The organism is Arthrobacter sp. ERGS1:01 (assembly GCF_001281315.1).
Lineage (GTDB): Bacteria > Actinomycetota > Actinomycetes > Actinomycetales > Micrococcaceae > Specibacter.
Genome location: NZ_CP012477.1, coordinates 264,481 through 277,396 on the forward strand (window position 1 = coordinate 264,481; position 12,916 = coordinate 277,396).

Here is a 12,916-nt window from a genome sequence, read left to right on the forward strand (position 1 = left end):
AAATCGGGGCGATCACAGGTGCCGAGCCCGCCCGCGGACGGGGTCCGGAGGGGTGTCGGGATGCTCGTTTTGTGTTCTGGCGAAATAGGCCCTATAGTTTTTGGAGTCCACTTCGGACGGACCCGCAGGGAACTGCGGACCGGACGACAGTGACGATGCCCCCATCGTCTAGCGGCCTAGGACACCGCCCTTTCACGGCGGCGGCACGGGTTCGAATCCCGTTGGGGGTACTTTGCGAGTGAGTGGTAATTCAGTATGAAAAATGCTGGTACGATATAACTCGTGAATTTCACTTGAAAGAGTGAAAGAAGCAATAAAAAGCAGTAAATGAGTATGGCCCTGTAGCGCAGTTGGTTAGCGCGCCGCCCTGTCACGGCGGAGGTCGCGGGTTCGAGTCCCGTCAGGGTCGCTGAGGTTTCATTGGATTCGTCCAAAGGAATCTGGTGACTAAAGCTTTATCAGTTCACCAAGGCTCTGTAGCTCAGTTGGTAGAGCGTTCGACTGAAAATCGAAAGGTCACCGGATCGACGCCGGTCGGAGCCACCAGCTAGAACCCCGAGGAATCGGGGGTTTTTTGCTTTAACACCCCTTTGCAAGACGTGTGTTGTTCATCACGAATTTGATCACCTGACCTTTTCGCCGGCACTCGTGCCACGTTTGGTGCGCCCCGCTTTAACCGGGAAAGTGAATTGCCCCGGCGTTGCCCCCTCATAAAGCGGTGCATAGGCTTACCGTAAAGGAAACAAGAAAGGGCGCGTTTATGGATGGGCAAAGCGGGTCGTTGGAAGCTTCGGAATCCTCCGACCAGGAATTTACGCAGGGCCGCACGGTGATTTCCGACACGGCCGTGGCAAAAGTGGTGGGGGTTGCGGCGCGCGGCGTCCCCGGCGTCCATGCCCTGGGCTCCGGAGCCTCACGGTCCATCGGCGCCATCCGCGACGTGGTGGGAGCCACCGACCTGACCCAGGGCATCCGGGTCGAGGTGGGTGAATCGCAGGTGGCGGTGGACATCATCCTGATGGCCGAATACGGCTACCCCCTGCAAACCCTCGCCAACACCGTCCGGGCTGCCGTATATGAAGCGGTGGAGGGCCTGGTGGGGCGCAATGTCATCGAAGTCAATATCGAGATCACCGACGTCTTCATTCCCACGCCCGACGGCGACAAGCCCCAACGGCCCCGCCTGACCGAGCGGCTCGGCGCCGGCAAGCCCGCCACAGCATCCAACGATCAAGAGGAACAGCCATGAACCTGACAGTGGTGTGTGCGGCATTTGGCGCCTTTTTGGCGTTCATGGCCTTTCAATTCGGCTTCTGGGGCCTGGTCATCGGCGCGATCTTCGTGGCCGTTGGCGCATTCGTGGGCCGTGCGGCGGGCGGCAAGCTCGACTGGCGCGGAGTCCTGGACGCGCTGACGGGGCGGCGATCGTCGTCGTGAGCGTGGCCGCCACGCTGCCGGGCCGCGAGCTGGCCGGGCACAACAGGATCAGCACCCAGGCGTTGACCTCGGTGGCGAGGGCCGCGGCCGCCGAGGTTTTCGCCGTGCCCGCCTCCGCCGTGCGGGTGAGCTGGACGGACGACGCCGGCGCGCTGGCCCTCTCGCTGTCGTCACCCATTAGCGCGCCCACCCTGTCCGTGGTGCGCAACAATCCGGAGCGCGTGGCCCGCAGCGGCGGCAGCATCGTCAGCAGGGCCACCGAGGCAAAGGCGAAGATCCTGGCCCAGGTGGAACATTTGAGCGGCTCCCGCCTGAGCCGCGTGGATATCCGCATTTCCGGCATCCAGGCCACCGACGAAGGGCGGGTCCAATGAGCGAACCGACAACGCGCATCCTCAAACGGGAAACCCACTCATCCCGCGCACCGCTTTCCGTCATTGCCGCCATTGTGGTGTCCTTGCTGGCTGTCTACGGGCTGCTGGAGACCATGCTGCGGGCGCTGGGACAGCCGCCATGGCTGATCGACCCGCCGGACGCCGTGCGGCGCATTTCCGAACTGCCGGCCGGGACCACCCCCGTGCTGCTTGGCGTGGCCGGCGTTCTGTTGCTTCTGCTCGGCTTGATCCTGCTGGCGAACGGCGTGCTGCCCGGTCGGCGGGCCCGCCACGTCATCACCGACAACCGCGTGGCCGTCGTGGTGGACGATGAGGTCATTGCCGCGGCACTGGCGCGCCGGGCCCGGCTGGCCGCGGGCGTCACCCGCGAACAGGTCATGGTGGTGGTTTCCGCCCGTACCGTCCAGGTCAACGTCAGGCCAACCTCCGGGATCTGGCTGGACGAATCCCAGATCCAGGCGGCAGTCGAGGCGGAGCTGGCGGCCATGGCCCTTGACCCTGCGCCCACCGTCAAGGTCAACCTCGCCAATACGGGGGTGATCGGGGTATGAACGGCACACCGAGGGGATTCAACCGCTTCATGCTGGTCCTGCTGGGGCTGGTGCTGATGGTGCTCGGCGCCGCGCTTCTCGCGCTGGCGGCCATTCCGGCATTTGCCCGATGGTGGCAGGACTGGGCCGGGCGGCAAGTCGTGCAGCTGGGGGACCTGGCCGCCCAAACCCGCATGGGGTCCGGGGCGGGAAGCTGGATCTGGCTGATTGTTGCGGCAGCCCTTTTGGTGCTGGTGATCGTCATGGTCAGCTGGATCGCGAACCAGGGCAAGGGGCGCACCAACGTCCTGTTCGACCGTACGGGCACCGCGGACGACGACGGCGCCGCCGGGAAGGTCGTGCTCAGTTGCGCGGTGGCCGAGCAGGCACTGAAGTCCGCCCTGACGGAACGCAGCGACCTGCTCAGCGCCTCCGTGACAAGTTATGACTTCCGGGGCGAGCCGTGTGTCCGTGTCCGGGTGCTGCCGCGCCAGGGCGTTGCGCCGCACCAGGTGGCCGGGGATGTCGGGGCACTCGTGGAAGCCATGGACGCCCTGTTGGGTGTTGAGGTGCCGGTATTGGTCAGCATTGGTTCCGCCGCGCGCGTTAGGTTCACCAAAGCCGAGCGAGTCCGCTAGTCTGTTGCCGTAATCACCCTTGGGTGCACGCAGCTTGGGGGTTCGCGTTTGAGACCGAAGGAGACACGCATGTCTGAAAACTTTACCGGCCAGGCCGCTGACGCTGCTGACCAGGCCAAGAATGCCGCTGCGGATGCATCGAACCAGGCCAAGGACGCCGCCGGCGACGTGGTCGGGAACGTGAAGGATTTCGCCGGCGATGCTGCGGCGAAGGCCAAGGACGCCGCCGGTGACGCCGCGGAAAAGGCCAAGGAATTTGCCGGTGACGCCGGTGAAAACATCAAGGACTTCGCCGAGGATGCGGTTGAGAACGTGAAGGAATTTGCCGAGGATGCCGCCGAGAACGTCAAGCACCTGGGCGCCAAGATTGCCGGACTTTTCAAGCATGACAAGTAGGTAAAAGCGCTCAAAGGGAGGGTGGTTCGCCTCCGGGAAACCGGAGGCGAACCACCCTCCCTTTGTTGTGCCGCCGTCAGGCGGGTGAAAATCCGTCAGGAAATCTTTCGGTAATGAAATGGTCACAATCTTGCGTAAGCGCTTGCACTCGCGCTGGGGATCTGCCTACAGTGATCCACATCACCCTTGATTTGGTGCCTCCGGCGGAGGCGCCCCCAACCCTTAGCCGGTTGTTTTTCATTGACGAGAAAGAGCGTGGAATGAGACATTCAAAGAAGATTGCGCCCCTGGCCATTGTGTCCGTGCTGGCCATGACGTTGGCGGCCTGTAGCGGCGGCACCGGGGGCAGCGGTGGCGGTGCGGCCCAGCAGAACCTCGATGGCCGGGGTCCCATCACGTACGTGCAGGGCAAGGACAACTCCAATGTGGTCCGCCCGCTCATTGACAAGTGGAATGCGGCCCACCCCAACGAGAAGGTCACGTTCAAGGAACAGTCCGATAACGCAGACCAGCAGCATGACGACCTGGTCCAGCACTTCCAGGCCAAGACGGGCGACTACGACGTCGTCGACGTCGACGTCATCTGGACGGCCGAGTTTGCCGCCCAGGGCTGGCTGCAGCCGCTCAACGACAAGATGGCCATCGACACCACGGGCTTCCTGCCCGCCACGGTCGCCACCGGCACCTACAAGAACGTCATGTACGCCCTGCCGCAGACGTCCGACGGCGGCATCCTGTACTACCGCAAGGACCTGGTCCCCACGCCTCCCAAGACCTGGGACGAGATGATGGCCATGTGCCCCGTCGCCAAGGCCAAGGGGATCGACTGCTATGCCGGCCAGTTCGCCCAGTATGAGGGCCTGACGGTCAACGTTGCCGAGGCGATCAACACTGCCGGCGGCACCGTCGTCGACAAGGACGGCAAGCCCACGGTCAACACCCCGGAGGCCAAGGCCGGCCTGACCAACCTGGCCCAGGCTTACAAGGACGGCAACATCCCCAAGCAGGCCGTGACCTACCAGGAGGAGCAGGGCCGGCAGGCATTCGAGGCCGGCAAGCTGATGTTCCTGCGCAACTGGCCGTACGTGTACAACCTGGCCAAGACCGACGGTTCCTCCACCGTGAAGAACACCTTCGGGATTGCACCGCTTCCCGGCAAGGACGGCCCCGGCGCCTCCTCACTGGGCGGGCACAACCTGGCCATCAACGCCGATTCCAAGTACAAGGCCACGGCCAAGGACTTCCTGACGTTCATGACCAGTGCCGAAACTGAAAAGTTCTACGCAACCCAGGGCTCCCTGGCCCCGGTCCGCGAGGGCCTGTACACGGACGCCGACCTGGTCAAGCAGCTGCCGTACCTGCCCGTTCTGCTGACCTCCATCAAGAACGCGGTCCCGCGCCCCGTCACACCGTTCTACCCGGCCGTCACCCAGGCCATCCAGCAGAACAGTTTCCAGGCCATCAACGGCACAAAGTCCGTTGACCAAGCCTTGACGGACATGCAAGCCGCCATCACGACGGCCGTCTCAAAGTAACCGCGCCCGCAGCACCAAGCGCCGGTCCGCAGGGCAAATACCTGCCCTGCGGACCGGCGCGGCGCAAGCGGTGAACCGCATCGCCACCCGCGCGATGCCCAAAGAATTTTGTTGTGAAAGGAACGCAGCATGTCAACACAAGTAGAACCGGGAGCGCTGCCCGGACGGAAAGCCTCCCGCAAAGGCGGTGACAACAAGGGCGTCAACAAGGAAGTGGGTGCCGACCGCAAGGAAAAAACGCAGGGACGGGCGGCAACACTGCTGATTGCGCCGACACTGATTGTCCTGGCCATCGTCATCTTGTACCCGGTCATCAACGCCGTCATCATGTCCTTCCAGCATGACCAGGGCCTGGATGCGGCCACGGGACTCTTTGTCACCGGCGGATTTGCCGGGGTGTCCAACTACGTGCACTGGCTGTTCCAGCAATGCCCCACCTCCGGGGGAACGGGCAGCTGCCCGCCCGGCACGCTTGGCGCCCAGTTCTGGAGCGCCACCGGCGTCACCTTCTTCTTCACCGTGGTCACGGTGTTCTTCGAGACGCTGTTTGGTTTTTGGATGGCCCTGATCATGGCCCGCACCTTCAAGGGCCGCAGCGTGCTGCGCGCCGCCGTACTGGTGCCGTGGGCCATCCCCACCGCCGTGACGGCCAAGCTGTGGTTCTTCATCTTCGCCTTCGACGGCATCGTCAACACCCTGTTCCACAGCTCCATCCTGTGGACCGGCAGCGAAGGCCCCGCACGGGCCGCCATCATCATCGCCGATGTTTGGAAAACGACGCCGTTCATGGCCCTGCTGATCCTGGCCGGGCTGCAGATGATCCCGGCGGAAGTCTATGAGGCGGCCAAGGTCGACGGCGCCAGCGCCTGGCAGCGCTTCCGGCTCATCACCCTGCCGCTCGTCAAGCCCGCCCTGATGGTTGCCATCCTGTTCCGCGTCCTGGACGCGCTGCGCATGTACGATCTTCCGGCCATCATGACCGGTGGCGCCAACGGCACCACCACCTTGTCCATCCTGGTGGTTGACCAGATCCGGGTCGGCTTCAACTCGGCCGCGGCGCTGTCGACCATTACGTTCGTGATCATCTTCATCGTCGCGTTCATCTTTGTGCGGTTCCTTGGGGCGAACGCCGTCGAATCCGCCAGCGGCGGAGCAAAGGGGAAGCAGAAATGAGCACGGCAACCACCACCCTGAATACCGGGACCGCGAAGGCAAAGTCCGTAGCGCGGACCCGGGAAAACTGGGCCAGCACCCGCACCTACATCAGCGCCGCCATCATCGTGATCTGGTGCCTGCTGCCGTTCTACTGGATGATCGTCACGGCGTTCCGCGACGTCGGCTACACCTTCGACTCCACACCGTTCTTCACGCACGTCACGTGGGACAACTTCAAGACGGCGTTCTCCGCGGAGTTGGGCAACCACCTGGGCCGGGCACTGTTGAACTCCCTGTTCATCTCGTCCGTCACCACCATAGTGGCGTTGCTGTTCGGTGTTTTTGCCGCCTATGCCCTGGCCCGGCTGAACTTCCGCGGCAAGTTCCTAGTGCTCGGCCTGATCCTCGGGGCCTCCATGTTCCCCGGCGTCGCGATCGTCACCCCGTTGTTCCAGCTTTTTGGCAACATTGGCTGGATCGGCACCTACCAGGCCATGATCATCCCCAACATTTCCTTTGTGCTTCCGCTGACCGTCTACACGCTGACGTCGTTCTTCAGGGAAATGCCGTGGGAGTTGGAGGAGGCGGCCCGGATTGACGGCTGCACCCAGGGCCAGGCGTTCCGCAAGATCATCATGCCGCTGGCTGCCCCGGCCGTGTTCACGACGGCGATCCTGGCGTTCATCGCATCCTGGAACGAGTACCTGATTGCCAGCATCCTCTCCAACGACGCAACACAAACAGTTACCGTCGCGATCGCCCGGTTTGCCGGTTCCCAGCCGCACCAGGAGCCGTACACGGCCGTCATGGCCGCCGGAACGGTTGTCACCATTCCCTTGGTGGTGCTGGTGCTGGTCTTCCAGCGCAAGATCGTGGCCGGCCTGACGGCAGGGGCGGTGAAGTAGCCGTGGCATTCCAGGGGAGAAACCGGAACAAAGAGCCGGAGGCGCCCGGAAGCCTGCATATCCCCTCGAGCCGGCAAAAGAGCGGTGAGGACTTTGACATCATCATCGGCTTCCTCGGATTCTGGACGCTGGTGGTCTTTGCCATCACCGTTTGGCAGGAACTCACCGGCGGGCCGGCCCTGATCTGGGCGCTCGGGCTGCTCGCCGCCTGTCTGGCTCTCTGGGGTATGATTCGGCTTCGAAGGAGGCTCCCCGCCCGGCGCGGTAGGCGCGAACAATAACGCACGGCGACGTCCGCCGTCGTGCCTTGCATCGACGGGACGTGCCGTGCACGGCGGCTCAGACAACCGCATGAACCGGGAGGGGGAAACGATGGGCGTATGTATTGACGACGTTGCGGCGCGGGCCCAGGTTTCCACGGCGACGGTCTCACGAGCACTGAGGGGGCTTCCGCGGGTCAGCGACGCCACCCGGGCCAAGGTGCTGGAAGTGGCCGAAGCGATGGGGTACGTGCCCTCGCCGTCGGCCAGCGGACTGGCCACGGGGCGCACCAAGACCGTGGGGGTCCTGGTGCCGTTCGTGGACCGTTGGTACTTTGGCCACGCCATCGAGGGCATCGACCAGGTCCTGCGCGACCACGGCTACAACCTGCTGCTCTTCAGCCTGGGCGGCTATGTGCACGGGCAAAAGCGCAGCTTCACCAAAAGCATGGTGCGCAAGCAGATCGACGCGCTGCTGGTGCTCTCTCTGGGGTTGTCGGACGAGGAACTTTACCAACTCCACCACACCGACATCCCGCTGCTTTCGGTGGGCGGACCCGTGGAAGGTTGCCCCGGGGTCTATATCGACGATATCGCCGCAACGACCGCCGCCATGGACCACCTGATAGGCCTTGGCCACCGGAAGATCGGCTACCTGCATGGCGGTGTGGAGGACCAGCGCAACTTCCGCGTCCCGGCCCTGCGCACCGTGGCGTTCGAGGCCGCCATGGACCGGGCCGGCCTGGAGGTTTTGCCTGATTGGAGCGTCCCCGGCGACTTCACCGTGGCCGACGGCGTGCGCGCGGCGGCCCAGATCTTCGACTCGCCGGCGGGGTTGCCCACGGCCATCTTCTGCGGCTCGGACGAGATGGCGTTGGGGCTCATGTTCGAGGCCCAACGCCGCGGGATCCGGATCCCGGAAGAACTCTCCGTGGTGGGGATTGACGACCACGACTTCTCCGCCCCGGCCGGGCTCACCACGATCGCCCAAAGCCCCTGGGAGCACGGCCGCACGGCAGCCAGGATGCTGCTGGCCGAACTTCGCGGCACCGCCGACTCCGTCCAGGACACGACGATGCCCTTTGAACTCGTGGTGCGCACCAGCACGGCCCCGCCGTCCCGGTGATTGAGCCCGCCGAAACCACGCCGTGACTTCCGGTCGGGGAAACACTTGGGGGCTGAAACAAGGAGGGATCCAATTGACATCCGAGTACATCCACCAGCACCTGGGGCTCCTCATCATCGACCCCTACAACGATTTCCTGGCTGCGGAAGGGAAGATGTGGCCCGCCGTGGGCACAGTCGCCACGCGTCTGGACACGGTGGCCAATATGCGGGCCCTGGCAGCGGCTGCGCATGCTGCCGGCGTCCACAGGATCTTCGTACCGCACCGGCGCTGGTCGCCCGGAGACTACACCGGCTGGAAATTCCCAAACCCTTCGCAACGAGGGGTCGACCGCATACGGCTTTTCGAGCGCGGTTCCTGGGGTGGCACGTTTCATGCGGACTTCCCGGTCTTGGAGGGCGACGGTGTCGCCTCCGAACACTGGGCCCAGAACGGCTTTGCCGGAACCGATCTCAATACCCGGCTCACCCAGCACGGCATCACCCACGTCATAGCTATCGGGTTGTTGGCCAACACCTGCACCGAGTCGACGGCTCGCTTCGCCATGGAATTGGGGTACCACGTCACCTTGGTTACGGATGCCACTGCGGCGACGTCGGAGGAAGCGCTCCATGCCGCCCACGCCATCAATGCCCCTACGTATGCCCACGCAATCCTGAGCACCCAAGAGGTCATCCAACTGATTCAGGAAACGGGAAATGGTGGGTAAGCGAACGCACGCTGACGGCCGAACAGGGCCGCTGAATCACGGCGTCGATCGCATGCTTACTCAACGGGCGGCGCGCCCAGCTGTGGTTTTGCCTAGTCCGCTTTCAGGCGGCGTTGTGTCGTGTGGGCTGCCGCTCGGATATGGCTGCAACGGTCGTGTAGTCGATGGTGAGATTGCCGCCTGCGGCGTCGATCGCGGCGCCCATGCCGTTTAGGAGGGCGTCCAGTTTGTCCTTTGGGAGTCGATTGATTCCGCCCGCGGTTGAGGTCTGCTCAAGCCACGCATCGCGCGTGGCGGTCGCCTGCCAATTGAAGGAGAACCGCTCAAGTTCGCCGAACGCTCCTGTCGTGCGCAGGCCCGCTGCGGCCGCGTCGATGATGGTCCCATAAGGGTCGGCTCCGGACATGGGGGCCCAGGGATTGAACGGCAATCCGGTATTAAGTGAGCTAAAGACTGCCGCGAACTCGGCGGCGAGTTCGCCAGACGGGCGTCCTGAATTCCAGAAGAGCGCAAGGCTGCCGCCCGGCGGAAGAACGGAAGCGGCCTTGGCGGCGCCCGCGGTCGGGTCGACCCAGTGCCACGTCTGTCCGGCGATAATTGCGTCGAAGGTTTGCCCTGCGGCCTCCCACTCTTCGAATCTGGCGATCTCGACCACGAACCCTTTGGCCCGTGCAAGCTCGGCCATCTGTAGGTCCGGTTCGATCCCATGTACGGCGAATCCGCGGTCCCGGAAAGGCTCGGCGGAAATTCCTGTCCCGATCCCCACATCGAGGATCGAGCGCCCTTGCATGCGGTCAGCGATGGCATCAACCAGGGCTGTCGGGTAATGCGGGCGGGTGCGGTCATAGCGTTCGGCATTCTTGCCGAACGACTCTGCGAGTTCGCGGTGTCGATGCGAAGCATCGTCGGCGGGCGTGACCGGCAGCGGCAGTGGAACCATGCGGCCAGTCTAAGTGGGCATCCGCAGATTCTGAACAAAACGGAGCGCCTCTCCTTTTGATTCCCGGGCTTTGCGCAGGCCTGCGGGCTTGCCTCGGCACCGGCTTGGAGCGGCGCCTGGCAGTCACGCAGTTGCACCCGGAACGCCGCCCTGACATGCTTCGGAAATGACGATCCGGGAGAGATACCTCCAGGCCTACGATGAGCAATTGCGAACCGATGCGGAAACCCCAGGGGCGCTGCGTGTGACGTGCTTGGGCCCATTGCGTTTGGCCACGTTTCCCGGTGGCCTGGGTTTTGTCACCCACAGGGATCTGAGTGACTCGGCGGCACACAGTGTGCCCGGCTTGGTGACTGGCGCAATTGAGCAATTCCTTGCCGATCCCGAGATCGACAAGATTTTGTGGAAGCTGCGCCAACACGACAGGAACCCAGGGCTGGCCGAGGCCCTCATGCAGCAGGGCTTCTCTCCCGGGAATGAAGAGGCCATCATGGTGGGGCCGCTGGAAGGGCTGTGCACCGGTGTCCCAGAGCCCGCGGGGGTGGCACTGAGGCGAGTCGCTTCTGAGGCCGATGTCAGAGCCGCGTGCGCCATGGCCGACGAAGCCTTTGGTGAGCCCACCGACTCGCGCACAGCCGACGCCATGGTGGATCGCCTGGCGCGGAAGGACGGCATGGAGCTCTGGGTGGCCGAGGCCGATGGCAGGATCGTCAGCAGCGGGCGGCTTGAACCGGTTCCGGACAGCGATTTTGCCGGCATCTGGGGTGGCGCCACCCTGAGGGCCTATCGCGGGCGTGGAATCTACCGGGCGCTGACTGCTGCCCGGGCCCGGTCGGCGATCGCCCAGGGAAAGACCCTTGCCCACAGCGAATCAACCGAGTTTTCCCGCCCGATCCTGGAACAATCCGGGCTAATCAGAATTTCCACAAATACCCCCTACTGGCGAAAGTAGCATTGTAGGCGCTGCCGAGCATCGAGATCAGTGAGGTGTGCCCAGCCGTCGCCCCCAACTGACGCAATGGCCAACTACGCGCGATTTACCGGAACCTTCCCGCCACGAAGTGAGTGAGGAATAATGCTTTCCATGACTAGCGGGGAGATGGGCAAGCAGGACGCTCGAAAGCCGGCCACGCGCTCGGCGGCACCCGCGGGCGTCGCCTTCACTCTGCCGGAAGCCATGACCGGCAGGGCAAGCCCCGCGAAGGCGGCGGTCGGAGACAAGCCCGTCTTCGCGTACATTGCCAGCCTGCCGCAGCCGCAGCGCGGCATCGCCGAAGCCGTCGACGCGCTGGCGGCCAGGACGCTGCCCAACCTCCAGCGTTCCGTGAAGTGGGGGATGTCGTACTACGGTGTCGGCGACGGGTGGTGCTTTTGCTGCGGCGGATTTGCCGGCCACGTCAAGCTCATGTTTATCAATGGCGCGGCGCTCGATCCGATACCGCCGGTGACACCGGTGGGGATGGGCAAGTCGACGCGAGGTGTGGAACTCGAATCCGTCGATGACATTGATGAACGACAAATCGCTGCGTGGATGAACCAAGTCGCGTCCGTGCCCGGTGTTGGAGGCAAGAAGCGCTGAACCCGACGCTTGCGGCCGAGACAAACGGCATGCGGGACCATTTGGCGAAGCGTCCTGATTGCAACGGGTGTTGGCTGCAGCCTTGATCTGACGGAAATCTCCTATGAGCCCGAAGTGGTCGGGAGTAAGGTGGGCAACGTGAACAGCCGTATTGGGCGCATCGCCCTCATCGCCGTCGGTGTGATCGCCGTGATCATCGGTGGAGTATTCGCCGGGCAGGGAATGAACCTGATCCCGGGAAGTTTCATGACCGGAAATCGAATGTGGCTCACCATCGGGCTGATCGTCGCGGCCGTCGGCATCATCCTGGTGGTGCTCGGCCTACGTCGACCCAGGGCAGGCCGCCCGGGTAAATGAGGCCCAGCTAGGCCGCAGGTCCAGGGTTGTCCGGGTTCTGATTTCCAAGCAAAGAATAAGCCCCGAGGTGCCGGTACCTGGGGGTCTCGACAGGCTCGACCGCCGGGAGTCTCAGTTGGCGCGGGCCAGCTGCCGGATCGGGATCCAGCGGCTGGCCAGCCGGCGATACGCCGCGGCGGCGCCGGCCAGGTCGCCGTCGGCCAGGCAGGCCAGCCCGGCATGGACGTCTGCGGGGGAGTCGTCGGGGTGGACGCGGTTGGCGATGGGGCCGTAGTCGAGTTCCACGACGCCGTCGTCGCTGAATCCCTGCAGCCAGCTGTGGAGGTCGTCAAGCTCCTCGAACAAGTCAAGGTCGGGCGCCATTTCGGCCAGCATCTTCAGTGTCCGCCCGGCGCGGGCCGCAGCCACGGCCACCGGCACCTGGATGCGCACCGTCAGCACGCGTCCGTTGGCCTCCACCACTTCCATGCGGTCGTTGGCGAACACCAGCGTGAACCAGCTGAACGGGATGCCCCAGGTGGAGGTGCGGGTTTGCACCTCGGTGTCGAGCTCGGGTGCGCCGGCGGCCCGCTGCAGGTTTTCGCTCCATTCCGGCTCCGGCACCACCAGCCGGGCCAGTTGCGCCATGGGACCGGAGAGCAGTTCCGCGGTGGCCGAGATGGACCGGGCCACCACCTGGTTGGGGGCGTAAAGCAGGGGCGAGTTCTCGCTCATCTGCAACACGCGCACCCTGTCCACGGCCGGCGTCGGCAGCGGGTTTGCCGAGGATCGGCTGACCCGGCCCAGGGAATCCGCCAGCTCCTGGGCGTCGACGGTTACCGCGTTCTGGTCCTCCTCCAGCCGGCCCTGGAAGTAGCCGAACTGTTTCTCGGTGTACGCCTCGCGGGGCAGGTAGACGCGCAGGCTGGAGACAAACGGCAGCTGCACGCCGCCCAGATACAGCCCGTTGTGCAT

Annotated in this window: 17 protein-coding genes and 3 tRNA genes; 18 read left to right on the forward strand and 2 right to left on the reverse strand. The window is 64.3% G+C overall.

The genetic code is table 11. The features are described from left to right. Positions 1 to 157: 157 nt before the first annotated feature. From AL755_RS01205 to AL755_RS01275, 15 genes are all read left to right on the forward strand, one after another. Positions 158 to 230 (forward strand) — tRNA-Glu (locus AL755_RS01205). 105 nt (positions 231 to 335) lie between these two features. Then, positions 336 to 409: transfer RNA gene (locus tag AL755_RS01210), tRNA-Asp, on the forward strand. A gap of 61 nt (positions 410 to 470) precedes the next feature. Next, positions 471 to 546 (forward strand) — tRNA-Phe (locus tag AL755_RS01215). A 214-nt stretch (positions 547 to 760) separates the two neighbouring features. After that, complete coding sequence (locus AL755_RS01220) at positions 761 to 1,249, forward strand: Asp23/Gls24 family envelope stress response protein (protein WP_082368790.1); 489 nt, start codon at positions 761 to 763, stop codon at positions 1,247 to 1,249. Next, positions 1,246 to 1,437 (forward strand): hypothetical protein, encoded by a 192-nt coding sequence (locus tag AL755_RS01225; protein WP_054009365.1) that lies wholly within the window; start codon positions 1,246 to 1,248, stop codon positions 1,435 to 1,437. Before AL755_RS01220 ends, AL755_RS01225 begins: the two co-directional genes overlap by 4 nt. Further along, a complete protein-coding gene (locus tag AL755_RS01230) occupies positions 1,434 to 1,811 on the forward strand; it encodes a hypothetical protein (protein ID WP_054009366.1) in 378 nt (125 codons plus the stop codon). The genes AL755_RS01225 and AL755_RS01230 overlap by 4 nt, the downstream gene beginning before the upstream one ends. Then, a complete protein-coding gene (locus AL755_RS01235) occupies positions 1,808 to 2,383 on the forward strand; it encodes a DUF6286 domain-containing protein (protein ID WP_054009367.1) in 576 nt (191 codons plus the stop codon). The genes AL755_RS01230 and AL755_RS01235 overlap by 4 nt, the downstream gene beginning before the upstream one ends. Then, the gene (locus tag AL755_RS01240; protein WP_054009368.1) at positions 2,380 to 3,000 is read left to right on the forward strand and encodes a hypothetical protein; all 621 of its coding nucleotides are present in this window, start codon (positions 2,380 to 2,382) and stop codon (positions 2,998 to 3,000) included. The genes AL755_RS01235 and AL755_RS01240 overlap by 4 nt, the downstream gene beginning before the upstream one ends. Positions 3,001 to 3,069: 69 nt before the next feature. Next, the gene (locus AL755_RS01245) at positions 3,070 to 3,396 is read left to right on the forward strand and encodes a hypothetical protein (protein WP_054009369.1); all 327 of its coding nucleotides are present in this window, start codon (positions 3,070 to 3,072) and stop codon (positions 3,394 to 3,396) included. Positions 3,397 to 3,656: 260 nt separating this feature from the next. Next, positions 3,657 to 4,931, forward strand: coding sequence for an ABC transporter substrate-binding protein (locus AL755_RS01250; protein WP_054009370.1), 1,275 nt, complete (start codon positions 3,657 to 3,659; stop codon positions 4,929 to 4,931). A gap of 129 nt (positions 4,932 to 5,060) precedes the next feature. Then, on the forward strand, positions 5,061 to 6,104 hold the full coding sequence (locus tag AL755_RS01255) for a carbohydrate ABC transporter permease (protein ID WP_054009371.1): 1,044 nt from the start codon (positions 5,061 to 5,063) through the stop codon (positions 6,102 to 6,104). Beyond that, positions 6,101 to 6,991: a carbohydrate ABC transporter permease gene (locus AL755_RS01260; RefSeq protein WP_054009372.1), complete on the forward strand. Its 891-nt coding sequence runs from the start codon at positions 6,101 to 6,103 to the stop codon at positions 6,989 to 6,991. Before AL755_RS01255 ends, AL755_RS01260 begins: the two co-directional genes overlap by 4 nt. A gap of 2 nt (positions 6,992 to 6,993) precedes the next feature. Further along, on the forward strand, positions 6,994 to 7,272 hold the full coding sequence (locus tag AL755_RS01265; protein ID WP_082368791.1) for a hypothetical protein: 279 nt from the start codon (positions 6,994 to 6,996) through the stop codon (positions 7,270 to 7,272). A gap of 91 nt (positions 7,273 to 7,363) precedes the next feature. Further along, positions 7,364 to 8,377: a LacI family DNA-binding transcriptional regulator gene (locus AL755_RS01270; protein WP_237762446.1), complete on the forward strand. Its 1,014-nt coding sequence runs from the start codon at positions 7,364 to 7,366 to the stop codon at positions 8,375 to 8,377. Between the two features lie 73 nt (positions 8,378 to 8,450). Continuing rightward, on the forward strand, positions 8,451 to 9,086 hold the full coding sequence (locus AL755_RS01275) for a cysteine hydrolase family protein (protein WP_054009373.1): 636 nt from the start codon (positions 8,451 to 8,453) through the stop codon (positions 9,084 to 9,086). Between the two features lie 103 nt (positions 9,087 to 9,189). On the opposite strand, the gene AL755_RS01280 is transcribed toward AL755_RS01275, so the two are convergent. Further along, positions 9,190 to 10,026 carry a class I SAM-dependent methyltransferase gene (locus AL755_RS01280; protein WP_054009374.1) on the reverse strand — a complete coding sequence of 279 codons (837 nt, stop codon included), beginning with the start codon at positions 10,024 to 10,026 and terminating at the stop codon, positions 9,190 to 9,192. 166 nt (positions 10,027 to 10,192) lie between these two features. On the opposite strand from AL755_RS01280, the gene AL755_RS01285 reads away from it, so the two are divergent. The 3 genes from AL755_RS01285 to AL755_RS01295 all read left to right on the forward strand — a co-directional run bounded on the left by AL755_RS01285 (position 10,193) and on the right by AL755_RS01295 (position 11,962). Continuing rightward, a complete protein-coding gene (locus AL755_RS01285) occupies positions 10,193 to 10,978 on the forward strand; it encodes a GNAT family N-acetyltransferase (protein ID WP_054009375.1) in 786 nt (261 codons plus the stop codon). Between the two features lie 132 nt (positions 10,979 to 11,110). Continuing rightward, on the forward strand, positions 11,111 to 11,605 hold the full coding sequence (locus AL755_RS01290; RefSeq protein ID WP_237762447.1) for a DUF1801 domain-containing protein: 495 nt from the start codon (positions 11,111 to 11,113) through the stop codon (positions 11,603 to 11,605). 138 nt (positions 11,606 to 11,743) lie between these two features. Continuing rightward, entirely contained in the window at positions 11,744 to 11,962 is a 219-nt protein-coding gene (locus AL755_RS01295) for a hypothetical protein (protein ID WP_150116975.1), read from the forward strand. Between the two features lie 111 nt (positions 11,963 to 12,073). Here the strand turns inward: AL755_RS01295 and AL755_RS01300 are convergent, their stop codons facing one another. Then, entirely contained in the window at positions 12,074 to 12,916 is an 843-nt protein-coding gene (locus AL755_RS01300; protein ID WP_054009378.1) for a hypothetical protein, read from the reverse strand.